17 protein-coding genes, 2 tRNA genes, 1 other RNA gene and 1 pseudogene are annotated in these 26,690 nt (G+C 66.1%); 7 read left to right on the top strand and 14 right to left on the bottom strand.

Annotated features, from left to right (window positions below):
* Positions 1 to 3: 3 nt before the first annotated feature.
* Positions 4 to 2,061, bottom strand: coding sequence for a DNA polymerase III subunit gamma/tau (gene dnaX / locus DI041_RS10520; protein WP_136638936.1), 2,058 nt, complete (start codon positions 2,059 to 2,061; stop codon positions 4 to 6).
* Between the two features lie 144 nt (positions 2,062 to 2,205).
* On the opposite strand from dnaX, the gene DI041_RS10515 reads away from it, so the two are divergent.
* Positions 2,206 to 2,298 (top strand) — tRNA-Ser (locus tag DI041_RS10515).
* 763 nt (positions 2,299 to 3,061) lie between these two features.
* Here DI041_RS10515 and DI041_RS21230 read toward each other — a convergent pair.
* The gene (locus tag DI041_RS21230; protein WP_169050346.1) at positions 3,062 to 3,844 is read right to left on the bottom strand and encodes a hypothetical protein; all 783 of its coding nucleotides are present in this window, start codon (positions 3,842 to 3,844) and stop codon (positions 3,062 to 3,064) included.
* A gap of 666 nt (positions 3,845 to 4,510) precedes the next feature.
* Entirely contained in the window at positions 4,511 to 5,305 is a 795-nt protein-coding gene (locus DI041_RS10500) for an isocitrate lyase/PEP mutase family protein (protein ID WP_211195228.1), read from the bottom strand.
* Positions 5,306 to 5,428: 123 nt separating this feature from the next.
* Between DI041_RS10500 and DI041_RS10495 the strand changes: the two genes are divergently transcribed.
* The gene (locus tag DI041_RS10495) at positions 5,429 to 5,872 is read left to right on the top strand and encodes a GNAT family N-acetyltransferase (protein ID WP_136639933.1); all 444 of its coding nucleotides are present in this window, start codon (positions 5,429 to 5,431) and stop codon (positions 5,870 to 5,872) included.
* Between the two features lie 55 nt (positions 5,873 to 5,927).
* Here the strand turns inward: DI041_RS10495 and DI041_RS10490 are convergent, their stop codons facing one another.
* Positions 5,928 to 16,811, bottom strand: coding sequence for an autotransporter-associated beta strand repeat-containing protein (locus DI041_RS10490; protein WP_136639932.1), 10,884 nt, complete (start codon positions 16,809 to 16,811; stop codon positions 5,928 to 5,930).
* Positions 16,812 to 17,169: 358 nt separating this feature from the next.
* Positions 17,170 to 17,487 (bottom strand): DMT family transporter, encoded by a 318-nt coding sequence (locus DI041_RS10485; RefSeq protein ID WP_046982829.1) that lies wholly within the window; start codon positions 17,485 to 17,487, stop codon positions 17,170 to 17,172.
* 300 nt (positions 17,488 to 17,787) lie between these two features.
* Between DI041_RS10485 and ffs the strand changes: the two genes are divergently transcribed.
* Positions 17,788 to 17,884: signal recognition particle sRNA small type (ffs, locus tag DI041_RS10480), an RNA gene on the top strand.
* Positions 17,885 to 17,962: 78 nt separating this feature from the next.
* Here the strand turns inward: ffs and DI041_RS10475 are convergent.
* The 3 genes from DI041_RS10475 to DI041_RS10465 are packed head-to-tail and all read right to left on the bottom strand — an operon-like array spanning position 17,963 to position 19,865.
* The gene (locus DI041_RS10475) at positions 17,963 to 18,352 is read right to left on the bottom strand and encodes a nuclear transport factor 2 family protein (protein WP_136639931.1); all 390 of its coding nucleotides are present in this window, start codon (positions 18,350 to 18,352) and stop codon (positions 17,963 to 17,965) included.
* Positions 18,349 to 19,116, bottom strand: a complete 768-nt coding sequence (locus DI041_RS10470) for an MBL fold metallo-hydrolase (protein ID WP_136639930.1) — start codon at positions 19,114 to 19,116, stop codon at positions 18,349 to 18,351. The genes DI041_RS10475 and DI041_RS10470 overlap by 4 nt, the downstream gene beginning before the upstream one ends.
* On the bottom strand, positions 19,116 to 19,865 hold the full coding sequence (locus DI041_RS10465; RefSeq protein WP_046982832.1) for a 3-deoxy-D-manno-octulosonic acid kinase: 750 nt from the start codon (positions 19,863 to 19,865) through the stop codon (positions 19,116 to 19,118). Before DI041_RS10465 ends, DI041_RS10470 begins: the two co-directional genes overlap by 1 nt.
* 20 nt (positions 19,866 to 19,885) lie before the next feature.
* On the opposite strand from DI041_RS10465, the gene DI041_RS10460 reads away from it, so the two are divergent.
* Positions 19,886 to 20,932: a glycosyltransferase family 9 protein gene (locus DI041_RS10460; RefSeq protein WP_046982833.1), complete on the top strand. Its 1,047-nt coding sequence runs from the start codon at positions 19,886 to 19,888 to the stop codon at positions 20,930 to 20,932.
* 48 nt (positions 20,933 to 20,980) lie between these two features.
* Here DI041_RS10460 and DI041_RS10455 read toward each other — a convergent pair whose 3' ends face one another.
* Complete coding sequence (locus tag DI041_RS10455) at positions 20,981 to 21,385, bottom strand: DUF6165 family protein (RefSeq protein ID WP_046982834.1); 405 nt, start codon at positions 21,383 to 21,385, stop codon at positions 20,981 to 20,983.
* A gap of 308 nt (positions 21,386 to 21,693) precedes the next feature.
* Positions 21,694 to 21,784: transfer RNA gene (locus DI041_RS10450), tRNA-Ser, on the bottom strand.
* A 166-nt stretch (positions 21,785 to 21,950) separates the two neighbouring features.
* Between DI041_RS10450 and DI041_RS10445 the strand changes: the two genes are divergently transcribed.
* Positions 21,951 to 22,655, top strand: coding sequence for a PP2C family protein-serine/threonine phosphatase (locus DI041_RS10445; RefSeq protein WP_046982835.1), 705 nt, complete (start codon positions 21,951 to 21,953; stop codon positions 22,653 to 22,655).
* Between the two features lie 69 nt (positions 22,656 to 22,724).
* Here DI041_RS10445 and dnaQ read toward each other — a convergent pair whose 3' ends face one another.
* The 3 genes from dnaQ to DI041_RS10430 are packed head-to-tail and all read right to left on the bottom strand — an operon-like array spanning position 22,725 to position 24,571.
* The gene (gene dnaQ, locus DI041_RS10440; RefSeq protein ID WP_136639929.1) at positions 22,725 to 23,456 is read right to left on the bottom strand and encodes a DNA polymerase III subunit epsilon; all 732 of its coding nucleotides are present in this window, start codon (positions 23,454 to 23,456) and stop codon (positions 22,725 to 22,727) included.
* 4 nt (positions 23,457 to 23,460) lie between these two features.
* Positions 23,461 to 23,913, bottom strand: coding sequence for a ribonuclease HI (gene rnhA / locus DI041_RS10435; protein ID WP_046982837.1), 453 nt, complete (start codon positions 23,911 to 23,913; stop codon positions 23,461 to 23,463).
* Positions 23,914 to 23,926: 13 nt separating this feature from the next.
* Entirely contained in the window at positions 23,927 to 24,571 is a 645-nt protein-coding gene (locus tag DI041_RS10430) for a methyltransferase domain-containing protein (protein WP_136639928.1), read from the bottom strand.
* 11 nt (positions 24,572 to 24,582) lie between these two features.
* Between DI041_RS10430 and gloB the strand changes: the two genes are divergently transcribed.
* Together gloB and DI041_RS10420 are read left to right on the top strand one after the other, a co-directional pair.
* Positions 24,583 to 25,347 (top strand): hydroxyacylglutathione hydrolase, encoded by a 765-nt coding sequence (gene gloB / locus DI041_RS10425; protein ID WP_136639927.1) that lies wholly within the window; start codon positions 24,583 to 24,585, stop codon positions 25,345 to 25,347.
* Positions 25,344 to 26,543, top strand: a complete 1,200-nt coding sequence (locus DI041_RS10420; RefSeq protein ID WP_136639926.1) for a lytic transglycosylase domain-containing protein — start codon at positions 25,344 to 25,346, stop codon at positions 26,541 to 26,543. The genes gloB and DI041_RS10420 overlap by 4 nt, the downstream gene beginning before the upstream one ends.
* Positions 26,544 to 26,579: 36 nt before the next feature.
* Here the strand turns inward: DI041_RS10420 and DI041_RS10415 are convergent.
* Positions 26,580 to 26,690, bottom strand: a pseudogene (locus DI041_RS10415) (IS110 family transposase); the annotation flags it as partial.

Here is a 26,690-nt window from a genome sequence, read left to right as displayed (position 1 = left end):
GTCTTACTCGTCAAAAGAACGGATGGAATCGGAAACAACCCGGGCACCGTGCTGTTGGATCAGCACCTGCACTTCCGGATCGTCCATGAAAACAGCCTCTGCCACCTGCTGCCGCTCGCCACGCTGGCGATCGGCACGCTGGTGCAGGGTCTCGGCCGGAACGTGTTCGGTTTCCACGGTCTCGACCACGATCTTCGGCGCCTGGCCGAGGGCCTTCTCCAGCATCTCGCCCAGCGCAGCCAGCGCGCGCTCCGAGCGCAGGTATTCAAATCCGGGCGAAAGGCCCAGTTTCAAGGTCCCGTGCTGGCAGCTGATGAACGCGGCATTGGCGGCCAACTGCCTCGATGGGCCACTGAGGCCACTGTTGGCGACCAGGTCCAGCCAGTCCTCGGCGCTGGCCAGATCGCTGACACCTTCCAGCGGCGGGGCATCACGCGCCGGCCCCGGCGGTTCGGCCGGCGCGATGGCAATGCCTTCGGCGCGGAACGGACGTTCGGGCTGCGCAGGCTCGCTGGGGACCGCGACGGGAGCCGGCGGCTCATGCCAGGGCGCGACCATCGCCGCATCCGGACCAGCCATCTCGGCCGCCAGCGCCTCGTCACGCGCCCCGGTTTCGTCGGTGGCCCACGGCGGCAGGTCATCACCCGCTTCTGCTTCAGCGGACGGCGGCGCCGCTGCTTCGGCCTTTACCGGCGGCGACGACACGGGCTCTTCCACTGGAACCGGCTCGGGTTCCGGCGTCGGATCCGGCTCCGGTTGCGGGGCCGGCTCAGGTTCGGGTTCAGGCTCGCGCGGCGCAGCCTGCGCCGGAGCGGCCAACTGCGCCACCACGGCCGGGCTTGCCGAAGCGGCGGCAGTCGCCGGCGTCGCTTCATGGGTACCCGCACCGGTGCCGCCACCGGCAGCATTGCCGCCCGACGCATTGCCTGCGCCGTCCACCGACTTCGGCACCGGCGGGACCGCCGCGGCCGGGCGGAACGCCAGCATGCGCAGCACGGCCATTTCGAAGCCGGCGCGCGGGCTCGGCGCCAGCGGCAGGTCGCGACGACCATTCAAGGCCATCTGGTACCAGAGCTGCACCACTTCCGGGCGTAGGCGTTCGGCAAAGGCTGTCGCGTCCAGGCCTTCGGCGGCAGCCGCAGCGCCTGGCACCAGCTGCTGCACCTGGATGCGGTGCAGGCCTTCGGCCAGCGCTTCCAGCACGCCACTCCAGTCCGGCGAGAATTCGGCCAGCGCGGCAACCACCAGCAACAGGCACTGGCCATCGCCCTCGGCCAGTGCGTCGAGCATCGCCGCCACCTGGGTGCGATCAACCGTGCCCAGCATGGTGCGCACCACATCCTCGCGCAGCGCGCCGCCGGCGTAGGCGATCGCCTGGTCCAGCAGCGACAGGCCGTCACGCAGGCTGCCGTCGGCGGCCTTGGCCAGCTGCACGATGGCAGTGCTGTCGGCCTCGATCTCCTCGGCAGCCAGGATGCGGGTCATCTGGCCCTGGATCTGGTCCTCATCCAGGCGCTTGAGATTGAACTGCAGGCAGCGGCTGAGCACGGTGACCGGCAGCTTCTGCGGATCGGTGGTGGCCAACAGGAACTTCACGTGTTCCGGCGGCTCTTCCAGCGTCTTCAGCAGCGCGTTGAACGCCGCCTTGGACAGCATGTGCACTTCGTCGATCAGGTAGACCTTGTACTTGCCGCGCGAGGGCATGTACTGCGCGTTCTCGATCACCTCGCGCACGTCATCCACACCGGTGTTGGACGCGGCGTCGATTTCCAGCAGGTCGATGTAGCGCCCGGCGTCGATGTCCAGGCAGGCCGCGCACTGGCCGCACGGGTCGGCGCTGGTGCCCTGCTCGCAGTTCAGCGACTTGGCGAAGATGCGCGCGATGGTGGTCTTGCCCACGCCGCGGGTGCCGGTGAACAGGAACGCGTGGTGGACCCGGCCGCTGTCCAGCGCGTTGCTGAGCGCACGGACCACGTGTTCCTGGCCCACCAGCTCGGCAAAACGCTTCGGACGCCACTTGCGGGCAAGGACGAGATAGGACATCAGGCCACCGTTTTCCATCGGATGTTCCATTGTGCCATGCCTGTCCAGCCCCCTCGCCTCCGGCGCGTCCTTCGCAGGTTCCTGACTGGGGTGCTTGTGAAGTGTCGCGCAGCCCGCTAGAATCTGCGCCCCTGCTGAGGCGTTTGCCGATGGCAGGGATCCGGAGAGGTGTCCGAGTGGTTGAAGGAGCACGCCTGGAAAGTGTGTAAGCGTCTAAACCGCGCTTCGGGGGTTCGAATCCCCCTCTCTCCGCCAGATTACGCAAACCCCTGTTAACGCAGGGGTTTTTGCTTTTCTGGGATGACCTTCGGCGGGACACAAATCGGGACACATCTCTCGATGCGCATCCCACACCATCTCGTTCGCGCGCCCTCTGAGCTTTGGTCGTTCCGGCAACGGGTCCCACCGATCTCCAGGCCATCGCGTCTTCAAACGCCGCCTGCGCACGACCGAGCTGGCCGTGGCCCAGCTGCGCCCTGCAACTGACGGCGCGCTATGCCCGGGCTTTCGAGGCGCTGAGAGAGCAACGTATGGGAATCAAGGAAGAGGACATCGACGCGCTGCCAAGCACCTGACCGATGGTGACCCGCTACAGCAGTTGATCTTGAACCGGACCAAGGCGGCAGACGGGACGGTGACCGAGCACTGGCAGATCGACTGGCCTCGCTGCCGCTCGGCTCCCTGTCGGCAAAATGGTAGTGGCGGCGCTCCTGCGCCGCCGGGCTTGCGCAACGGCGAAAACGCGTTAAGCACTAGGGGGGCAAACGTCCTAGCAGCGGCACGCGCCGCCGACAAACTCCTGAAAGCCGCTGGTTACGACACGAGCGGCGAAGCTTGCGCCGAACCATGAAGAAAAAGCGAAAAGCAGCCAATGCCGCCAAGCAAGGGAAGAAGAAGGGAAAAATGCGGAGAGCTCTGGCGCGCTGGTCGATGGCTTACATCGACCCGCACTGCATTATTGCCCATGCCTGCGAAGCCAGGGTGCCCTTAAGAGGGCACCCTGCTGCACCATATGCGACTACCCTTGTGGGCGCGGATCAGGCACCTGGTCTCCTGCGAATCCCTTGTAGAGCAAAGACGCTCTCCTGTCGGCAGCCGCCAGCTCCGCAGAGCTGAGACCCATCTTCGCAATCTCGGTCGCTGCTTTGTGGTCGCCCATGATGTAAGCCAAACGGAGATATGCTGCACCATCTACCGCGTTTGGCACTTTCGATTCGCGATACGACTCTGAGATAGCGTAAAGCGCATAGAGGTTGCCCGATAGCACCTGATTTCGGAGCATGACTTGGCCGTCCATGAAGTTTTTCTCCAAGGCAATCCGTTTTCCCAGCACCGCGGCTGCGGTGGAGTCGCCCACTGACGCCTTTTGCTGCAATACATCCAGCGATTCAGATCCAAGCCGCTCGAGTTCAGCCTGCGAAGGATATTGATGCCGAATTAGCCATTCGGCCTCTTCTTGCGATCTTGCTTGCAGAGGGCCGGCGTCACGGCAGTCTCCAGTGCACAAGCGCTGCGCAACCACGGCCGCGTCAAAGCTATGGGATTGACCACCCGTTGAGTGCTGGGACGTGGTAGCGCGTGGTGTCTGTCCCGGAACAGAGTGGGACGACGCGGCGCCTTCTGCCGCCGGTGTCACTGCGCCCTTGTCTGGGGCGGGTTGTTCTGAACAAGCCGTGGCGATGACTGCCAAAATGGCCGTAAACAGAATCGATCTCGCGCGCATTACTTTACCCCACACATGTTTTTCTGGACCTGTGTCCACCATTTTGAGCAGGATGCGTCTTCCGTCACTGCACGCCATTTCTCGCCGATAGAGTTTCGCGTGTCAACGAGCTCGACGATCCCATACGGAACGTAGTTTTCGAGGGGCACGCCAACCTTTCGTTGATGTTCAATGAACCAAATCATGAAATTCTGATTGTCGTTGGCCTCAGCATCGAATGCTTTCAGCATCTCGATACAATACTGTTCCGGCTTGGTCAGCGTTCCCCCGACGCGATACTGACTCGACCCTCTCCCCTCGCCGGGTGCCCGTTGTTCGCAGCGAAGTGGTTAGCCACTAGGAGGCCCTGAGATGACTCATTGAGCAGTCGGGTCCAGCGGGTAGGACCAATTGGAGTAGCTATCCCGCGACCAGCCCTCGGCGACCCAGGCGGCATTCTCTAAAGGCACACGGAGGAGCCCCGGAGCTATCCGTGCATGCTTGGATAGTCCTACAATGCGCCGGGCACAAAACAGGGCACTCCCGGTTTGTGAATGCCAAGCGGTTCAATGGATTGGGTCGGACTCAACTGGATCCCCCTCTCTCCGCCCGCCTCTCCCCGCCCCTGTCGGGGTAGCCCCTCAACAGAGGGGCTTGTTCCTCCAGCTGCATCAGTAGATCCACACCATGCGTGGATGACTCGGCCCGGTCGAATCGACTATCCGCCCATGCCCCAGCCTCCCGCTGCTCCCGTCCCCAGCACCCTCACCCTTCGCTGAACAGGTGGTTCAAGGCCGCATACCCCGGTGCGCCCTCGGGCATCGCCATCGTGCCGCCGAGAAAATCCGTGGTCGCCGCAACCGTCGCCGCCCATGCGTGCATGAACAACGCGGGCCCTGCACTCAGCCGCCGCACGCCGGCCTGCGACAGCGCAGCAAGCGACGCAATTCCAGGCAGCCACATGAGGTTGAGGGGCAGCGGCACGGCGCTGGCAACCGCATCAGCCTCGTCCAGCGCACGCAGCCCCGGCACAAAGCCGCCGTCGGCACCGGCACGTGCATAGGCCTGCAGCCGATCGATGCTCATCCTGACGGCCTCATCACCTTCAGCCAGGCTGCGCAGATACACATCGGTGCGCGCATTGATGAAAAGCGATCGCCCGCAAAGCGCCGAGCGGATGGCAGTGATCTTGTCCACCAGCGCCGCAGGACTGCCGGCGCCGTCTTCGATGTTGATCCCGACCGCACCCGCCTCCACCAGCCGCAGCACCCGCGCAGCGACCGCATCGGGAACATCGCTGTAGCCGTCCTCGATATCGACCGTGACCGGCAACGAGACCACACGAGCGATTTCGGAAACCCGCTGCAGCAGCGCGGTATCGGGCAGCGCACCGCCATCGGCATAACCGCAGGACCACGCCATCGCAGCACTCGATGTTCCCACCGCGCGAGCGCCCTGCTGCTGGACCAGGCGGGCGCCACCGGCATCCCATACGTTGGGCAGCACGTAAAGATCGGCGCCGTGGTGGAGTTGCACGAAACTGGCGTGAGCGTTGGACATGGAACCTCCTGATGACGGGGACCTGCAGTCTGCCTCCGAACCGGTTTCCGGACTCGCCATGTTCAGACATCAATGGCACGGACCTCGCGCACAATGTGTCCGCCACCACCCTGACGTTCCTTCATGACACCCCGCCCCTACTGCCGCAGTGACGTAACCGCCTGCCTGTCGATTTTCGACAGCAACGTACCCACCTACTTTGCGCCCGAAGAGCGCAGCGACTTTGAACGCTTCCTGCGTGAGCAGGCAATGGACTGTGCATTCCTGGTCATCGAGCGCGATGGCAGCCTCGTGGCCTGTGGCGGCCTGTCGCGACGCGGTGATGGCAGTGCCGGTTTCTGCTGGGGCATGGTGAAGCGCGCGCTGCACCGGCAGGGGCTGGGGCGCGAACTGGCGCTGGCGCGCCTGCGTCAGGCCGAAACTGATCCAGCCATCAATCGCATCACACTCAGTACCAGCCAGCACACCCAGGGCTTCTACGCCGGTCTGGGCTTCCAGGTGACACGTGTGGTGCCCGATGGCCACGGCGCCGGGATCGACGCCGTGGAAATGGAACGGGTGCTGTAGCCTCCCGCAGCCGGCAGATCCACGCAGGCGTGGATCTGCCGCTGGCATCCCCTGCTCAGAATCCGACGCGCAGGTTGATCTGACCACCAACATCGCGGCGACCATCGCCGTGCTGGCCCTGCACGAACATCGACAGCTGGCTGTTGCGGCCCAGGCCGACCGCCACGCCCAACTGGCTGACCAGCGCATTGCGTGCCATCACCGCGCTGTACACATCGAACGCGTTGCCACCGACCGCGAAGCGGTTGCGGCTGGCCACGTCGGTATCGCCCGATGCATGCTGCCAGCCGAGGCCGACCGTCAGCTGCGCCGGGAAGCGCTCGCCACTGCCCACGTCCCAGCGCCCACGCACGCCCACGGTGCTGACATTGAGCGTGTCCTTGCCGCCCTCCAGCACCAGCGCAGCACTGCCGCCCTGTTCTACCGCACGATCACTGTCGACCCAGTGCTTGGTGAACTGCACATACGGCTGCAGCTGGGTCCTGCCGCGGGTCCAGGTCCAGCTGCCTTCCACCTGGGCGATGGTCACGTCCGAATCCTGGCGGCTGTACAGGGTCTGGCCCAGCAGCGGCACCTCACGCGTGGTGCGCGTGTGATAGTCACCGCGCGACGCGCTGCCACCGACCGCGAAGCCGTTGCTCCACTGGCCCTGTGCATACAGGCCGAAGGTGTTGCCACGCAGGCGGGCCCGCGAGCTGCGATCGTACAGGCGCGTATCCAGCCGTTCGTTGCCGGCCGCTGCACCCAGCACCACGTGCTCGCCCAGCTGCCAGTCCACGCCTGCCATCAGCGCATTGCGGTTGGAGCGGATGTCATCGCCGTTGCCGTCACCGTCCTGGCGGAACACCTTGCCACTACCAGCCAGCCAGGCCGACGCGCGCTCGCCGCGCACGGTCGGAAGCTCGCTGCCCAGACGCTGGCGGATGCCTTCTTCCAGGTAGTTGTCATACAGCAGCACCGCACGGCTGGCCGCATGCACTTCACCGGACAGCTGGTCGAACGCCGCGCGCGCGGTACCCGCGTCATACATCAGCAGCGTGTTGTACAGCCCCAGTGCCGAGCCACTCTGCGGCAGGCTGTCCAGCGCTGCAGCGGTGTTGTACTGGTTGCGCGTCTTCGCCGCCGTGGTGAAGGCCGCGGTCTGCGCCACATCGATCTGCAGATTGGCCGTGTTCGCCGTGTAGACCGGAGTGATGGTCAGGAAGGCCGACGGCGTGGTCGCCGAGGCGAACTGCCCGCTTACGCCACCGCCCGCATTGATCACGGTGTACTGCTGGCCCTGCTGGTAGCTGGTGCTCGGCGAAATGGTGTTCACCTGCACGGTGCTGCCACCCACGTTGGCACTGCCACCCACCTGCACCGTGTCGCTGCCGGTGGCACCCAGATCGATGCCCAGCGTGCTGCCCGGCGACAAGGTCAGGTTGCCACCCACCGTGATCGTGCCGGTGCCGTTGCCCGCACCGCTGCCATTGCCCGGGCCATTGCCCGGCGACAGCACGCCGCCGCTGGATACCGTCACGCCACCGCCGGTACCACCGATGGTGCCGGTGCCGGACAGCGTGGTGCCGCTGCCGATGGTCCACTGGCCGCCGATGTTGCCGGTGACATTCAGGCCACCGCCGGTGACCTGGCCGGTGCCGCTGAAACCACCGCTGTTGCCGCCGAGGTTCAGGCCGCCCGGACCTGCCTGCACGATGCTGCCGCCACCGCTGATGGTGCCGCCCAGCGTGGTGGTGCCACCGGTGTTGATGACCAGGCCACCGTTGTTGGTGATGTTGCCGGTGATTGAACCGCTGGCCCCACCGTTGCCCACCTGCACGGTGCCGCCCGCATTGATGGTCGTGCCACCGGTATAGGTGTTGTTCCCGGTAAGCGTAAGGGTGCCGTTGCCAGCCTGGGTCAGGCCACCGCTGCCACTGATGGTGCCACCCACGGTGGTGTTGCCACCCACGTTGAACACCAGGCTGCCGTTGTTGCTGATGTTGCCGGCGATCGATCCGCTCGCGCCGCCGTTGCCAACCTGCAGCGTGCCGCCGGTGTTGATGGTGGTGCCGCCGGTATAGGTGTTGTTACCGCCCAGGATCAGCGTGCCGCTGCCGGCCTGGGTCAGGCCGCCGCTGCCACTGATGGCGCCGCCGACCGTGGTGTTGCCACCCACGTTGAACACCAGGCTGCCGTTGTTGGCCACACTGCCGCCGATCGCACCGGTGGCGCCGCCATTGCCGACCTGCAGGGTACCGCCGGCGTTGATGGTGGTCGGGCCGGTATAGGTGTTGTTGCCGGTCACGGTCAGCGTGCCGCTGCCGGCCTGGGTCAGGCCGCCGCTGCCGCTGATGGTGCCGCCCAGCGTGGTGTTGCCGGCCACGTTCGACAGCAGCGTGCCGTTGTTGGTGATGTCACCCACGATCGAACCGGTCGCACCACCATTGCCCAGCTGCAGCGTGCCGCCGGCATTGATGGTGGTACCGCCGGTGAAGGTGTTGTTGCCGGTCAGCAGCAGCGTACCGCTACCAGCCTGGGTCAGGCCGCCACTGCCGCTGATGGTGCCGCCCAGCGCGGTGTTGCCAGCCACGTTGGAAATCAACGCACCATTGTTGGTGATGTCACCAGCGATGGCGCCGGTCGCACCACCGTTGCCGACCTGCAGCGTGCCGCCGGCATTGATGGTGGTGCCGCCGGAGTAGGTGTTGTTGCCGACCAGGGTCAGCACACCGCTACCCGCCTGGGTCAGGCCACCGCTGCCACTGATCGCGCCGCCGACCGTGGTGTTGCCCGCCACGTCGAAGACCAGGCTGCCGTTGTTGGCGACGTTGCCGGTGATGGCGCCAGCCGCGCCGCCATTGCCGACCTGCAGCGTGCCACCGGCGTTGATGGTGGTGCCGCCGGTATAGGTGTTGTTGCCGGTCAGGGTCAGCGTGCCGGCGCCGGCCTGGGTCAGGCCGCCGCTGCCGCTGATGGTGCCATCCAGCGTGGTGTTGCCGGCCACATTGGATACCAGCGCACCGTTGTTGGTGATGTCACCAACAATCGCACCCGTCGCACCGCCGTTGCCGATCTGCAGCGTACCGCCGGCATTGATGGTGGTGCCGCCGGTATAGGTGTTGTTACCGGTCAGCACCAGCGTGCCGCTGCCGGCCTGGGTCAGGCCACCGCTGCCACTGACCACGCCGCCCACGGTTGCGGTGCTGCCCAGGTTGTAGACCAGGCTGCCGTTGTTGGTGATGTCGCCCAGCACCGAGCCGGTGCTGCCACCGTTGCCAATCTGCAGCGTGCTGCCACCATTGATGGTGGTGCCGCCCGTATACACATTGTCGCCGCTCAGGGTCAGCGTGCCGGTGCCGCTCTGCACCAGGCCGCCGGTGCCACTGAGCACACCGCCGAAGGTGGTGCTGCCGTTGTTGCCGCCGGTGGTCAGGGTCGCACCGCCCAGCACCACGCTGGATCCGGTCACGCCGGCCAGGCCTCCGATGCTCTGATTGCCACCGGCACTGATGTCCAACGTGCCGGCGCCGGTCAGGTTGACCGTGCTGGCACCGGACAGGCTGCCACCGGCCGCCACCGCCAATGTGCCGCTGTTGATGGTGGTGGTGCCGGTATAGGTGCTGGCACCGCCCAGGATGACCGTTGCTGCGCCATCCTTGAGCAGGCCGCCAGCGCCGCTGATCGGGCCGTTCAAGGTCAGCGCGTTGCTGCCGGCCAGAGTCAACGTGCCGCTGGCCAGCTGCACGGTATTGGCCAGCGTCAGCGCGCTGGTGCCGTCCAGACTGGCGTCGCCACCCACGGTCAGCGTGCCGGTTCCCAGTGCAGCGTTGTCGCCCAAGGCAAGGCCACCGGCGTTGAGTGCCACGCCGCCACTGAACGTGTTCGCGCCGGTCAGGGCCTGCACACCCGCCCCGTTCTTCACCAATCCGCCGGTGCCGGTAATGTCACCAGCGAAGGTGGTGTTGCCCACGCCATTGAGGGTCAGTGTGCTGCCACCCAGCGCGACCGTACTGCCGGCAACACCGGCCAATGATCCGATGCTCTGCGCACCACCGGCAGAAATGTCGAACGCTGTACCGGCATTGGCCAATGTCACCGCGCCATTCGATGCCAGGCTGCCACCGGCGCCAATCGCCAGCGTGCCCGCATTGATGGTAGTGCCTCCGGTGAAGGTATTGGCACCGGTCAGGGTCTGGGTGCCGCTGCCCTCCTTGATCAGCCCACCGGTCCCCCCCACCGAACCACCGAACGTGCCATTGACGGGACCACCAATGGTCAAGGTGTTGCCGCCCAGGTTCACCGTACCGTTGCCGACCAGGGTGCCGAACTGCTGCGTGCCGCTGCCCGCCGACAGGTCGAAGGTCGCCCCCGAAGCCAGGTTGACGATGCCACTGCCATACAGGCTCGCGCCAGCGCCCAATGCCAGCGTACCGGCATTGATGAAGGTGCCACCGGTATAGGTATTGGTACCGTTCAAGGTCAGCGTCGCCGCGCCGTCCTTGGTCAGCGAACCAGTGCCGCTCAGGCTGCCGTTGAGGGTGAGGTTGTTGCTGCCGAGTACAGTCAACCCGTTGTTGAGGATGAAGTTGTTGGCCAGCGTCACCGCGGTGTTCGAATCGAGCGTGGCATTACCCCCCACCGTTACCGCGCCGGTGCCCAGTGCAGCATTGTTGCCGACCACCAGGCCACCGGCATTGAGCGTTACGCCACCACTGAAGGTGCTCGCACCATTGAGCGTCTGCACGCCAGCGCCGTTCTTGATCAGACCACCGTTGCCGCTGATCGCGCCATTGAAGGTGCTGTCCACCGTGCCGCCCAGGCTCAATGAGCTGCCACCGAGGGCCACGGTGCTGCCGGCCACACCTGCAAGCGAGCCGATGCTCTGGTTGCCGGCCGAAATGTCGAGGGTGCCGGAACCGGCCAGGTTCACCGCACCGGTCGACGCCAGGCTGCCACCAGCACCGATGGCCAGCGTGCCGCTGTTGATGGTGGTGCCTCCGGTGTAGGTATTCGCACCGGTCAGGGTCACGGTAGCCGCACCGTTCTTGATCAGGCCACCGGTACCCGAAATCACACCGCCCAGTGTCAGCGCCTGGCTGCCGAGCAGGTCGAGGTTGACGCCCGCTGCAAGCCCGATGTTGTTGGCCAGGCTGACGCCTGTCGTTGCATCCAGCGTCGCGTTGCCGCCCACCGTCAGCGCACCAGTGCCGAGCGCGGCGTTGTTGCCGACCATCAGGCCACCGCCGTTGAGTGCAACGCCACCACTGAACAGATTGGCGCCACCCAGCGTGAGGATGCCGGCGCCATTCTTGACCAGGCCGCCGGTGCCGGAAATCGCACCGTCGAACACGCTGTTGCCGATGCCGCCGAGGATCAGCGACTGCGCGCCCAGGCTGACCGTGGAGCCGCTCACGCCGGCCAGCGAACCAATCGTCTGGCTGGCGCCGGACGCCGAGATGTCGAAGCCGGTTCCCGCCGCAGTGAGCGTCACCGCCCCGTCCGCAGCCAGGCTGCCACCCGGACCAATCGCCAGCGTGCCGGCGTTGATGAAGGTGCCGCCGGTATAGGTATTGGTGCCGGTCAGCGTTTCAATGCCCGAACCGACCTTGGTCAGGCCACCCGTGCCTGCGATCGAGCCACTGAACGTGCCATTGGTGGCACCGCCGACTTCGATCGAGCTGGCACCAAGGTTCACCGTACCGTTGCCGACCAGCGTACCGAACACCTGCGTGCCGCTGCCGGCAGACAGATCCAGCGTGGCACCGGTGGCGAGGTTGACGGTACCACTCGTCGCCAGGCTGGCACCGGCACCCAGCGCCAGCGTGCCGGCATTGATGTTGGTGCCACCGGTGTAGGTGTTGATGCCGTTCAAGGTCAGCGTCGCGACGCCATTCTTGGTCAGGCTGCCAGCCCCGGAAAGGACACCGTTGAGTGTCAGCGCATTGCTGCCGAGCACGGTCAGCCCGGCATTGAGCGCGATGTTGTTGGCCAGCGTTGCCAGGCCGGTGGTGTCCAGCGTGGCGGCACCGCCGACGGTCAATGCACCGGTACCCAGCGCCGCATCATTGCCGAGCACCAGCCCGCCTGCGTTGAGCGTCACGCCGCCGCCAAACGTGTTGGCACCGGACAACGTCTGCACGCCCGCGCCCACTTTGACCAGACCGCCGCCGCCACTGATCACGCCATCGAACGCGGCGTTCGTCGCTGTGCCGAAGGTCAGCGAGTTTGCGCCCAGCGCCAGCGTGCTTCCACCCGCACCGTTGAGCGCACCGATGGTCTGGCTGCCACCGGCACCGGAGATATCGAAGCCAGCGCCTGCGCCCAGCGTGACATCACCCGCTGCGGCAAGGCTGCCACCCGCCCCCAGCGCCAGTGTGCCGGCGTTGATGGTGGTACCTCCTGTGTAGGTATTGATACCGGACAGCGTCAACGTGGTGGCACCGTTCTTGATCAGACTGCCATTGCCGTCGATCACACCCGACAGCGTCAACGCATTGCTGCCCGGCAATGTCAGTGCAACGCCCGAGCCCAGCGTGACTGCATTGCCCAGTGTCACCGCGGCGCCTGCATCCAGCGTGGTACTGGCATTCACCGCCAGCGCGCCGGAACCGAGTGCGCCGTTCGCACCGACCACCAGGCCACCACCGTTCAAGGTCAGGCCACCACCGAAGGTATTGGTGTTGTTGAGCGTCAGCAGGCCCGGACCGTTCTTGACCAGGCTGCCGCCACCGGCCAGCACGCCCGCCAGGCTGAGGTCATTGCTGCCTCCCAGCGTCAGCTGCGAACCCGCGCCGAAGTTCACCGCATTGGCCAGATCCAGCGCAGCCGTCGTGTCCAGGCTGACGTTGCCGCCAATGCCCAGCGCCCCAGTACCCAACGCCCCGGCATTGCCGAGGATCAGGCCGCCGGCATCGAGCGCGACGCCGCCACTGAAGGTATTGGCTCCGGACAGCGTCTGCACGCCCGCGCCAGCCTTGATCAATCCACCACTGCCATCGATGAGACCGGCAAAGCTGCCGTTGCCGGCGCCGCCGAAGGTCAGCGTCTGCGTGCCCAGCGCCACATGGCTGCCGGCGATGCCGTTCAATGCACCGATGGTCTGCCCTGCACCCGCCGCGGAGATGTCCAGCGTCGCGCCGGCACCGGCGAGGTCCACCGCACCGGCGGCGGCAAGACTGCCTCCCGCGCCGAGCGCCAGCGTACCGGCGTTGACCGCAGCGCCACCGAGGAAGGTATTGGCACCGGACAGGGTCAGCGTCGAGGCGCCGTTCTTGATCAGGCCACCGGTTCCCCCCACCACGCCGCTCAGGGTGAGATTGTTGCTGCCCGGCAGGGTCAGCGTGTTGGTGCCCAGGTTCACTGCATTGACCAGCGAAACCGGCGCACTCGCATCCAGCGAAACATTGCCGCCGATGTTCAGCGCACCGGTACCCAGTGCACCGCTGGCGCCAACCGACAGGCCGCCCGCGTTCAGCGCCAGGCCACCACTGAAGGTGTTGCTGTTGTTCAACGACAGCACGCCAGTGCCGGTCTTGATCAGGCCACCGGTGCCGGTGATCAGTCCGCCCAGAGCAACATTCTCATTGCTGGTCAGGCTCAGTTGCGCACCGGCGTCGAGATCGATGGCATTGCCCAGGTTCAATGCCACCGTGCTGCCCAGGGTCGCGTTCGCGCCCACGGCAAGCAACCCGGTTCCCAGTGCGCCAGCGTTGCCCAGCATCAGGCCACCGCCGTTGAGCGTCAGCCCACCGGCGAAGTTGTTGGCGCCGTTGAGCGTGAGCGTGCTGGCGCCGTTCTTGACCAGGCCACCGGCTCCGGAAACCACCCCGCCGAGCGTGATCGCCTGCGAACCCGGCAGCGACAGCACAGCCCCACTGCCCAGGGTCACATTGTTGGCCAGGCTCAGCGCCGCGCTGCCGTCAAGCGACGCACTGCCACTCACGTTCAGGGCACCAGTGCCAAGCGCGCCGCCATTGCCAAGCAACAACCCGCCCGCGTTGAGATTCAGTCCCCCGCTGAAAGTGTTGGTGCCATTCAAGGTCAGCAGCGAGGCACCGTTCTTGGTCAGGCTGCCGGTGCCGGTGATGTTGCCGCCCAACGTGAGGTTCTGGCTGCCCGGCAGGGTCAGCGCCGCGCTCAGGTTGATGGCATTGCCGAGGTTCAGTGCGGCCGAGCCATCGAGCGTACCGTTTCCACTAACCGTCAACGCACCGCTGCCGATCGCACTGTTGTTGCCCAGCAGCAGGCCGCCCGCCGTCAGATTCACGCCCCCACTGAAGGTGTTGGCGCCGCTCAGCGTCTGGATGCCCGTGCCCTGCTTGACCAGGCCGCCGGTACCGCCGATCACGCCCGCGAACGTCTGGTTGGTGGCATCACCGAAGGTGAGCGTGCTGCTGCCCAGCGTCACCGTGCTGCCGGCGATACCGGACAGCGCGCCGATGGTCTGGTTGCCGCCGAGCGAGATGTCCAGGTCCGCGCCAACGCCGGCCAGGTTGACCGCACCACCGGCCGCCAGGCTTCCGCCGCTGCCCACCGCGACCTTGCCGGCATTGATCGCCAGACCGCCGGTGAAGGTATTCGCGCCGCCCAGCGTCAGCGTGGCAGCACCGTTCTTGACCAGGCTGCCGGTACCACCGATGGAGCCGCCCAGCGTCAGTGCATTGCTGCCCAGTACATTGAGCAGGCCACCTGCACCGAGGTTGATGCCATTGCCCACGCTCAGCGCCGCGCTGGCATCGAGCGTTGTCACACCGCCAACATTCAACGTGCCGGTTCCGAGCGCGCCGGCATTGCCCAGGACCAGGCCACCGGCATTGAGCCCCAGCCCACCACCAAAGCTATTTGCACCGTTGAGTGTCAGCGTGGTCGCCCCATTCTTGACCAGGCTGCCGGTGCCCCCGATCACGCCGTTGAACGTCAGCGCCTGGTTGCCGGGCAGATTGAGGATGCTGCCCGCACCCAGGTTGACCGCGTTGGCCAGTGCAAGCGCTCCCGTGGTTCCATCGAGCGTCACGTTGCCGCCGACGCTGAGTGCACCGCTGCCCAGCGCAGCAGCATTGCCCAGCAGCAGGCCGCCGCCGTTTAGCGCGACGCCACCGGTGAAGGTATTGGCACCAGACAGGGTCTGGGTACCCGTACCGACCTTGACCAGCGCGCCACCGACACCGCCGATGACGCCGGAGAAGCTGGTGCTGGTGTTCAGGCCACCAAGGGTGAGGCTGTGCGCGCCGAGGTTGAGCGCACCGGATCCGGCGAGTGAGCCGATGGTCTGGCTGGCCGCAACCGAGAGATCGAGGTTGGTCCCTGCGCTCAGCGAGATCGCACTTGTCGGCGACAGGCTGCCACCGGCGCCCAATGCCAGCGCACCACCGGTGACCGAGAAGGAGCCCGTGAGCAGGTTGGTACCATTCAAGGTGAGCGTACCCGGCCCCGCCTTGACCAGGTTGCCGGCGCCGGAGATCGAACCGTTGAGGCCGAGACTGTTGTTGCCGAGCAGGTTGAGCGTGCCGCCCCCGCTGACGATCAGGTTGTTGCTCAGGTTGAACGCGGCGGTGGTGTCCAGCGACGCCAGACCACCCACGGTGAGGGTGCCTGAGCCGAGAGCACCCGCATTGCCCAGCAGCAGGCCACCGGCATTGAGGTTGACGCCGCCGGAGAACAGGTTCGCGCCGCCGAGGGTGACGATGCCGGTGTTGTTGACCGCCAGGCCGCCAGCGCCTGAAAGCACGCCCCCCAGGCCGAACGCATTGGTTCCGCCGAGGGAAAGGTTGCCGCCAAGGTTGAAGGCGTTGGTCAGGTTCAGGCCCGCCGTGGAGGCGGCAATGGCACCGCCGTTGGCCGTGAACAGCCCGGTGCCGAAGGAGGCAGCATTGTTGAAATTGACCAGACCGTCATTGAGCGTCGTGGGCCCGGTTCCGGTCCAGGCTCCCTGCAGGTTCCATGTACCGCTGTTGACGGTCAGCCGCTGGAAGTTGAGGTACTGGTTCCAGCCCAGCGTGGTCTGCGCCCCGCCGGTGCCGGAGCCTGGGCCGGTCGGGCTGTTCTGCAGCACCAGCGTGTTGTTGGCTGCACCAGTACCGACACCTGCGTTGACCGTACCGGCCGCTGCCAGCGAGACCGAGATACCGCCCAGCACATCGATGCCCGCCGACGCCCCGGTCCCAGTTGCCACATTGGACCCGGATACGGCGGTAAAGGTATTCCCCAGCGTGGAATCGCCGAGGTAGACGCTGCCGGTGATCGTGCCGCTGTTGGTCACCGAATTGCCTGCCGCCGATCCGGCGAGACCGACCCGCCCGGTAATCCCTCCGGTATTGCTCAGAACCGTTCGCGCGCCGCCGTAGCTGACGATGGCCGGCGCATCGGCCGTACCGATTCCGCCCAACAGGAAATTCATGTTGACGGTGCCGGCGTTGTTGATCGTGGTGACGCCACTTGCGCCATTCTGCACGGACAGCGCACGCCCACTCGCACCCAACAGGGCGGCGACATCGATGAAGCCCTGCAGGGTGCCGGTCGAAGTGTTGTCGACGGTGATCGTCTGGCCACTCGCATTGCCCAGCACCGCGCCGGAGGCGGCAAAAATACCTACGCTGGTACCGATCGTGCCGTTGTTGGTGAGCTGGATGCCGTTACCGCTCAACGTCATCGAGTTGCCCAGGCCGGCAGTGCTTCCTACATTCGCGCCGGCCGCCACGGTTACATTGACACCATTGGTGGCATCCGCGAAGTTGTTGGTGGTACCCGTGCAGTTGATATTCGGTCCCGGTGTCGAGCAAGCCGCGAACGCCGAACCACTGGCCAGCATGGCAGCCAATGCCACCGCCAACTGGTGCGCCCGCAATCGCGGCACCCGCCCTGCGCAGACCGCGCTTCCGCCGGGATTCTGGGCGACCTCCGAAGCAACCTGCATTACGCCGAGGGCACGATTGAAAACCAGACGGTAAATGCGGTTCATCGGTAAATCTCCATGAAAAGACCGGATGGCACTGCAGGCAGGTTCTTTTGAAGACAATGCGGCCCACCCCGGTTCCCGACATGGGAACAAGGCCTGGCTTCATTAACTTCTGAAAATCTTCACATCTTCACGCGACCGCACCTGGAACAGGCAGGCCAACGTGTCCGTCAAGGCGAAAACTCCCCGATTTCGGATGACGAATGGCGGCACTGTGCGGCCGATGGCGCCAGCGGCATGTGAATCAAGCTCGTTATTTTCATGACGCACGTCAAATAAAACGGGCGGACAAAATGGTTTTGCCGAAAATGCATATACCTGCAGCAGGCGGAGATTCCTTTCTCCGCCCAACTAAATGCATTCAGCTGCTCGAGAGTTTCATCAGCACCAGGCCGGAAACGATCAGCAGCGCCGCACCGATCCGCATCGGGCTGACCTGCTCGCCAAGGAACACGATGCCGACCACGAAGGCGCCAACCGCCCCGATGCCCGTCCAGATCGTATAAGCGGTACCCAGCGGCAGGCTGCGCATGGCCACCGCAAGCAGCCAGAAGCTGGCGATCATGCCGATGATGGTGACCACGGTAGGGGTGAGCCTGGTGAAGCCTTCAGACTGCTTCATGGACACGGCCCAGACGATTTCCAGCAGGCCGGCGAACAACAGATAGATCCAGGCCATGACAGCCCTCCTCTTGGTAGGGCCAGGCCGTCCTGGTCATTGATTCCCGATGTGGGGGAGGTCGTTCCTCCTGGCCGGCATTCTAGCAACGCCGGTTGGCCCGGGCCGTTGCCTGCGGTCAGGGGTTACAGCTGATTCAGCGCATGAAGCTGGCGCCGGCGTGCATGCCTGGGCTAGAATACGCGCCTGCCATCGGCCAGCCGATGCGCAGTCCGGCTGTGGTCTCCGGCGCGACGCGCGCTGCTTCCCCTGATCCGCGAACTGGCCGCCTTCTGGGCGGCCAACGTCTCTATGGTGGCCCCGTCGGCCCCTCGCGACGCTAGGTCGAAAATCCCGCCAGGGCCGGAAGGCAGCAACGGTATCGATCGACGCGGGCGCCGAGGTCAGCCGGCGGGGCCACCGCCTTTTCGGGCGCTGCCCCACTTCTGGTGGCTGCCAACCTTGGTTGGCGCTCTTCGCCGGGCATGACCCGGCGCTAACGTGCTTCAGGCGTGCCCTGGTGGAACACCACCCGCCATCCCTGCGCGTGCCGTCGCCACAGCGAACTGCGCAACACCCAGCCCTGGGCCTGGCCATCAACGTGGTTGCGGCTGCGGTAGCGCACCTGTGCCAGGCCGTCGGACAGCAGCCACACGGCATAGTCGCCCGATTCAATCTCAACCTCCGCCCGCTCCTGCGGAATCTCCTGCAGCGCAGCGGCACGCCCATAACAGCGGCCGGAACTGCCGATCTCGCTGAAATCCTCGTCCAGCAGCGCCTCCAGGCGCTCGCGGTCACCGCGCACCTGTGGCCTGTGCAGGGCGCGCTCCAGCGCCTCCAGTGCGGCAGCCAGCGCCGCATCGGCAGGCCGGCCGGCAGCGCTCACGGCGGGTCCTGGGCCAGGACGTGCGGGGCGGTCGGATTGGCCAGCGGCACGCACTGCCCTGGCTGGGCTACACGGTGTCCACGCGCGGCCAGCGCCTGGCCGTCGGCTTTGCTGGCGTAGTGATAGAGCATCATCCGCGCCTGCAGTTCAGCGCTGTACTCGCGCTCCAGATCATCCACGCCGGTATGCGACGGGTTGCCGTGCAGGCCACAGTCGTGGGCGATCAGCTCATTGTCATCGGCGAAGCGGGCGAGCATTTCCGGAATCGGCCGGGTATCGCCGCTCCAGGTCAGCGCACCCTGCAGGCGCAGGCCATAGGCAGTCTCCGGCCAGTGGTGGCGCACCGGAAACACTTCCAGGCGCACGCCCTCGTGCCAGAACGCATCGCCCACCACGATCAGCTGGAACGCGTCCCAGAAGTTGGCGCCGCCCTCGGCCAGCACGTTCGGGTAATCGCCGATGCGCTTGTGCAGGAGCGGCACCACCGTCGCCGGCACGTACAGGCGCACCTTGCCGCGCCGCTGCCCACTGAAGAAGGTGTCGACGAACAACCGTTCGAAGCCGGCCACGTGATCCAGGTGCACATGGGTGACGAACAGCGCCTGCGGCATGTGCCCGTAGTGGCCCTTGAACGCGGTCAGGCCCTCACCACCACAATCGATGGTCAGCCACGGCCTCCCCTCGCGCTCGATCACCGACATCGGCGAGCCCAGCTCGACCGCCGACGCATTGCCGACGCCGAGGAAACGCAACGACCAGTCCATCAGGTGCCCCGGTTCCAGGCCATGTCATAGGCGCGGCGCAGCCGCATGTAGTCCTTCTGCACGTCTTCCATGCTGCGCTCGCCGCGCAGCTTGACCAGCGAGCGCAGCAGGCGCTTCAGATTGCGCTCGCGCCAGGCGGTGGCCGGGATGCGGATCACCCCGCGGTCGAAGTCGATCAACCAGCCATGACCATTGCCATCGAACAGGATGTTGTGCGCATTGAGGTCGGCATGATCCAGCCCGGCCCGGTGAAAGCGGGCGATCAATCGCCCGGTTTCTTCCCAAGGCGCTCCACGGCCGGCAACCAGCGCGCGATCGGCCAGCGAGCGCACGCCCTCGATCCGCTCCATCAGGATCGCCGCCCGGTAGCGCAGGCCCTCGCGCATGTAGAACGCCGCCAGGGGCCGGGGTACCGGCAGCTTCTTCTCGCGCAATGCGCGCATCAGCCGGAATTCGGCGAAGCTGCGGGTCCGATCGGCGCCGCGCCAGAGGTACTGGTCATGGCTGATTTTCGCCGCCAGGCCGCCGCGCAGGTAGTGGCGCAGGACGCTGGTACCGAACGGCGCATCGATGAACCAGGCGCTTCCACGGCCACCCTCGCCGACCGGCCGGGCCTTGCTGCCCCAGTGCTGGGGCGAGAACAGGTCGGCCTCGGCTTGCCGCAGCCGCTCGCGGTCGAACAGAATGGCCCCGATGCCGCGACCCTCGCGGCATGGCGTCAGCGCTTCATTGGCGTCGAATGCGACCATTTCTTTGAGTCTAACAACACATGGCATCAGCGTCCTCCTCATTGTGCCTCCTGCGCCTGTCCGCACTCGGCGATGTCACCCACGTGGTGCCCTTGGTGCGCACGCTGCAGGCTGCGCGGCCGGACACGCCGATCCACTGGATCATCGACAAGGCCGGTCACAAGCTCCTCGAGGGCCTGCCCGGCGTGACCTTCCATGCCTATGACAAGAAGAGCGGCATGGCCGGCGTCAAGGAGCTGCGCAAGCAGCTGCCGCCGGGTCGCTTCGAGGCACTGCTGCAGATGCAGGTCGCGTTCCGCGCCAACCTGCTGTCGGCGTTCATTCCGGCCGAACGCCGCATCGGCTATGACCGCAGCCGCTCCAAGGACCTGCATGGTCTCTTCATCAACGAACGCATTCCCGACCGCCCCGGCATCCACGTGCTCGACGCCATTGGCAGCTTCTGCGAGCCGATGGGCCTGCGCCAGACGGAGGTCAGCTGGGACCTGGCCGTGCCGCCGGCGGCCTCTGAGTGGGCCGCCGCGCAGTGGAAGGACGATGGCCGTCCGGTGCTGATGATCTCGCCGTGCTCCAGCCACGTGCGCCGCAACTGGTACGCCGACCGCTATGCCGCCGTTGCCAGCCACGCCGCACAGCGTGGCTGGAAGGTCGTGTTGTGTGGCGGCCGCAGCGAACTGGAGCGCAGCATGGCCGACGCCATCCTGGCGCAGTTGGATACACCGGCGCTGGACCTGGTCGGCAAGGACACGCTCAAGCAGCTGCCTGCCCTGCTTGCCCGCGCCAACCTGGTGATGACCCCGGATTCGGGCCCGATGCACATCGCCAATGCCATGGGTGCCAAGGTGCTGGGCCTGCACGCGGCCAGCAACCCGCACCGCAGCGGCCCCTACTCGGACCGCCGCTACTGCGTGGACCGCTACGACGACGCCGCGCGCAAGTATCTGGGCAAGCAGGCTGCCGACCTGAAGTGGGGCACCAAGATCGAGTTCGATGACGTGATGGAACTGATCAGCGTCGAAGACGGTATCGCTGCGTTCGAACGCTACGTCGCCGACCACCTGGGGTGAGCGGCAGTCGCCATCCACGCATGGCGTGGATCTCCCCTTTGGCCGGGATTACGCGCGCTGCGCGTAATCCTGGTACGACTTCTCTTCCACGTACGCCGAACCGAGCGCCAGGTTGATCGCCTTCTTGATGCGCGCGCGCTCATCGTTGCGCAGGTAGACGCTGCGCGCCAGGTCGATGAAGCCCTGGTCGAACGCCTGCGCCTTCTCCTTCAGGCGGATGTCGTCCTCGATATCCCACAGCTGCTCGTTGACCGCCTTCAGCTCGGCACGCAGCTTGGCGATGTCCTTCACCGCCGCCGGGTGCGCCATCCAGGTCTGCTCCAGCGCCGACAGCTCCTTGCGCACGTTGGCCAGCTTGCCTTCGTCGCTGATGCGCTCGGACTTGATCTGCAGGATCGAGATCTTGTCCAGCAACTCGCCGAAAGAAACGGGGACGAGGATTTCAGCGGTCATGGGGAAAGCTCCAGCAGGTGAGGCAGGCAGTTTAACTCGCAGCTCGCGATGGAATGGGTAGATCCACGCCATGCGTGGATGGTTCAGCTCGGCAGGAAGAGCATCCACGCATGGCGTGGATGTACAGATGCATCTGGAGCAACAAGCCCCTCTGTTGAGAGGCTGCCCCGACAGGGGCGGGGAGAGGCAGGCAAAGGGAGGGGCCCATAGGTTGCGCAGCAACGTGTGGGGCGACGCGCAAAGCGCGTCGCGTCCCGCGCCAGATAAAAGAAAAAGGGCCGCCTTTCGGCAGCCCTTTTTCTTTTATCTGGCGGAGAGGGGGGGATTCGAACCCCCGAGGCGCTATAAACGCCTGCCTGATTTCGAGTCAGGTACATTCAACCACTCTGCCACCTCTCCGGGTGGTCCCCGGCGGACCGGGGACGCGCATCATACGAGGAAGTGAGGCCGACGACAAGTCATTACGAACAACCCGATGAAAATTTCCCGGGTGCATGCCTTGCCGGATCCCGGCCACCACCCGATGATGCCCGTCTCCCCCGCAATACCGCGCCCGTTGCCCACCATGATCGAATTCGGACATCTCACCCATCCCGGCATGCGCCGCGAGCTCAACGAGGACACCTACTACGGTGACAGCGAGCTCGGCCTTTGGCTGGTGGCTGATGGCATGGGCGGGCACGCCTGCGGCGAGGTCGCCAGCGCGCTGGCACGCGAGGCCATCGTGCGCGAGATCCGTCGCGGGGCACCGCTGGCGCAGGCCATCCGTACTGCCGATGAAGAGATCATCCGCGCCTCGCGCCGCCGCAACGACACCCTGCCGATGGGCACCACCGTGGTGGCCGCACGCGTGCACGGCAACCGCTATGAAGTGGCGTGGGTCGGCGACAGCCGTGCCTACCTGTGGCGCGACGGCCAGCTGGCCCAGCTCAGCCAGGACCACAGCGTAGTGCAGGAACTGGTCACCCAGGGCAATCTCACCGCCGAACAGGCGCGTGCGCATCCGCACCGCAACGTCGTCACCCAGGCACTGGGCGTGACCGATCCAGCGCATCTGAACGTGGCCACCACCAGCGGCGAACTGCGCCCGGGCATGCAATTGCTCCTGTGCAGTGACGGCCTCACCGAGGAAGTGGACGACCGCGGCATTGCCCGCACCCTCGCCTTCGAGGATGCCAGCGCGCAGGAATGCGTGGATACGCTGGTCGCGGCCGCGCTCGATGGCGGTGGCCGCGACAACATCAGCGTGATCCTGGTGCGCTGCCACTAACCGGTAGATCCACGCCACGCGTGGATACGGCGCTGCCGGCCAGCAGCCGGCACTACCCCATCCCAGGCATTACACGCTGGCAGGCTCTTCCACCTTCGGGCCATCCCACAGCGCGTGGCCGGCCTTCTTGCGCAGCCGCTCCAGGCGTGCGGTGTGCGCTTCCAGTTCCGACGGCGTGGCCACCACGCGCGGGCGCGGCAACAGCTTGCTGGTATCGAAGGCCAGCAATGCCGCACCGGCAGCGCCGGCATCGTCATCGCCCAGCCCGAAACCGATCTCCTCCTGGCCCGAGGTCAGGGCGATGTAGACGTCGCCCAGGATCTGCGCATCGAGCAGGCCGCCGTGCAGTGCGCGGTGCGAATTGTCCACGCCCAGCCGCCTGCACAGCGCATCCAGCGAGTTGCGCTGGCCCGGGAAGCGCTCGCGCGCCATCACCAGGGTATCGATCACGGTGCAGCGGTCGGTGATCTTCCCGTACTGCGGCCCCAGCAATGAAAGCTCGTTGTCGAGGAAGCCCAGGTCGAACGCCGCGTTGTGGATGATCAGCTCGGCGCCATCGATGAACGCCAGGAACTCGTCGGCGATCTGCGCGAAGTCCGGCTTGTCATCAAGGAACTCCAGGGTCAGGCCGGTGACTTCCTGCGCGCCCTGTTCGAACTCGCAGTCCGGCTTGATGTACTGGTGGTAGTTGTTGCCGGTCGGTCGGCGCTTGAACAGCTCCACACAGCCGATTTCAACGATGCGGTTGCCCTTCTTCCATTCCAGGCCGGTGGTTTCGGTATCGAGGATGATCTGACGCATGGGCTCAGTTTACCGGGCTGGAGTCGCGGATCTGGATGGCCGCATTGCGGGCCAGGGTATCCACCCGCTCGTTGTCCGGGTCACCGGAGTGGCCCTTCACCCAGCGCCAGTCGATCTGGTGGCGCAGCGTGGCCGCCTGCAGGCGCTCCCACAGCTCGCGGTTCTTCACCGGGTCGCCGCCAGCGGTCTTCCAGTTCTTGCGGATCCAGCCGGGCAGCCACTGGGTCAGGCCCTGCCGCACATACTGCGAATCGGTGTAGAGCACGATGTTGCACGGCTCGGTCAGCGACTCCAGGCCGGAGATGGCCGCCATCAGCTCCATCCGGTTGTTGGTGGTGTGCGCTTCGCCGCCGCTCAGTTCACGCTCGTGGCCCTTGTAGCGCAGCAGCGCAGCCCAGCCGCCGGGGCCGGGATTGCCAAGGCAGGAACCGTCGGTGTGGATTTCGATGGTTTTCAATACAACTCCAGAATCAGGTAGCAACAGTGCCGTGCCAGCGCACCGGCAGCGGTTTCGGCCCGGGCAGGGCCAGCGTGCGTTTTTCGGCATGGAACAGGCAGGCCGCGCGCAGTGGTGCCCAGCCGCCGGGACGACGGCTGCCGCCGCCCTGCCAGAGCGGACCGAGGTAGCGCATATCGTCGCACTCCAGGCCATGGCGGCCGAGTAGCAGGCGGATCCGCTGCGGCGTGCGCACCACCAGCCCATGCTGGCGCCAGCGCGTGCGGTACGGGCTGAACGGATTGAGGCTGCTCAGCCACAGGTGGCCGCCCGGCATCAGCACGCGTTCGCACTCATCCAGCAGCTGGTCCGCATCGGCCGCGACCACATGCTGCAGAACGATGGCGTTGACGCTCTCATTGGCCAGCGGCAATGGCAGGGCGCAGCGGGTGTCGCCGGCATAGCCCTGCCCCTGCCGGAACAGGCGCAGACCGCGTCCGCCCAGCTGTGCATCGTCCAGCCACGCCGCACTTGGTGCGATCCACAGCCACGGCTGCGTCGGCAGCACCGACAGCTGCGGCAGCAGCAACTGCCGCTCCAGCACGCGCAATGCCACCGCCGGTTCGCTGTCGAACCACGGGGCCTGGCTCGCTTGACGGGTGCTCTGCAGCGCGGGCATGGTCCAATTCTATGCGACTGACTGCCCTGACCGCATTTGCGGACAACTACATCTGGATGTTGATCGACGACGATGGTGCAGCCGTGGTCGTCGATCCCGGCGATGCTGCGCCGGTGCTCGCGCTGGCCGACCAGGGCCTGCGCGTGGACAGCATCCTGCTCACCCATCACCACGATGACCACATTGGCGGCGTGCCCGCACTGCAGGCGCGTTTTCCCGGTGTGCGGGTAATCGCACCGGCCGAGGAGCGCATCCCGACGGCGACCGAGCGGGTCGGCGAAGGTGAACGCGTTCAGGCACTGGGCCGGATGTTCCACGTACTATCCGTGCCCGGGCATACCCGCAGCCACATCGCGTTTCACACTGCTGAACACCTTTTCAGCGGAGATTCGTTGTTCAGCCTGGGCTGTGGGCGCCTGTTCGAAGGTACGCCGTCCCAGCTGCTGGCATCGATGCTGAAGCTGGGTGCCCTGCCCGCGCAACTGCTGCTGTGTTGCGCTCATGAGTACACCGTGTCAAATGCCGTCTTCGCGCGGCATGTCGACCCCGCCAACGCTGCCCTGTGGCAGCGCCAAGAGGAGGCTTTGGCCATGCGCCGCGATGACCGTTCCACCCTGCCGGTAACCCTGGCCAACGAATTCGACTGCAATCCCTTCCTGCGTGTGCACACGGCGCCGATCCGTGCGTCGGTGTCGGCACACCTGGGCCGTGACGTCGTTGACGACGTCGACGTGATGGCCGGTCTCCGGCATTGGAAAGACGGCTTTCGCGCATGATGCGCCGAAGTCTGCCGCTGGCCCTGGGCCTTGTCCTGGGGCTGGCCGGAACCGCAGGCGCACAGTCGCTGGGCGCCGGCATCAGCCAGAACCTGACCGCCGCTGCGGCGCTGCCGCTGGATCCGTCCGCGCTGCCTGCGCCCTCGGTGCGCAATGGCCAGGAGATCTTCACCAGCTTCCGCGATGGCCTGGCCGAACCCAGCTGCGATGCCGAAGCCACCAGCCCGCGCTGGCAGAAGCAGTTCGCCCACGCGCCGTCCCGCCTGGCCAATCAGGATGACGACGCACTGGTGCTGTTCGGTTATGTGGTTGAAGAACTGCGCAAAGCCAACCTGCCCACCGAATTCGCCCTGATTCCCTTCGTGGAAAGCGGTTACCGGCCCAATGCCCGCAACGGCAGCGGCCCGACCGGCCTGTGGCAGTTCATCGCCACCACCGCACGCAACCATCGCGTGCCGATGGCCAACGGCTATGACGGACGCCTCTCTGCGGTCGATTCGACCCAGGCCGCGGTGCGTTACCTGAAGACCCTGCACGGCATGTTCGGTGGCGACTGGCGCCTGGCCACCATGGCCTACAACGCCGGCGAGTACCGCGTGCTGCAGTCGCTGCGCAAGGCTGGCATGAATGCGCAGAACGCCAAGCCCTCGGCGCTGCCCGGCCTGTCGCCGGTCACCTATGCCTACGTCGAGAAGCTGCATGCCCTGGCCTGCGTGCTGGAAGACGTGGAAGACCAGCCGCGCGTGATGGCCTCGCTGGACCGCACCGTGCCGGTGCTGAAGGACCACACCCTGCCGGCCGGCACCAGCGTCCAGCAATGGGCCGCACAGCGCGCCCTGGACCCGGCCAGGATCGCCCGCCTCAACCCCGCCCTGGCAGGCGGTGGCCGCGCCTCCGGCACCACTCGCGTGCTGGCGCCGGTCTCGGCCACCAATGCGACAGTAGCAGAGGCTGCCACCGCGCTGGTCGCCAGCGCCGTTCCGGTCGCCGCAGCCGCGCCAACGCCCCAGGTGGCCAAGACCGTCGCGGCCATCGCCGACCGTCCGCGCAGCCGTCGCCACACCGTGCGAAATGGCGAGTCTGCCTGGACCATCGCCCGCCGCTACGGCATGCCGGTGAAGGCCCTGCTGTCGCTGAACGGCCTGAGCGGCAGCAGCGTGCTGAAGCCGGGCGCGGTACTGCGCGTCGAAGACTGACGCGCCAGCCAAGCACTCCCTGTAGCAACTGTCTTGTCAGGCGGAGGCCATCTGGGCCTCCGCATCCCTTTTGCGGGCGTTGAGGATCACCAGCATCTTGCGCATCACCGCGACCAAAGCCACCTTGCCCGGCTTGCCCTGCTTGAC

It is taken from the genome of Stenotrophomonas maltophilia (assembly GCF_004920835.1).
GTDB classification, from domain to species: Bacteria; Pseudomonadota; Gammaproteobacteria; order Xanthomonadales; family Xanthomonadaceae; genus Stenotrophomonas; species Stenotrophomonas maltophilia_AQ.
The sequence above is the reverse complement of the archived record's forward strand: the minus strand, read 5'-3'. Positions and strand labels throughout refer to the sequence as shown.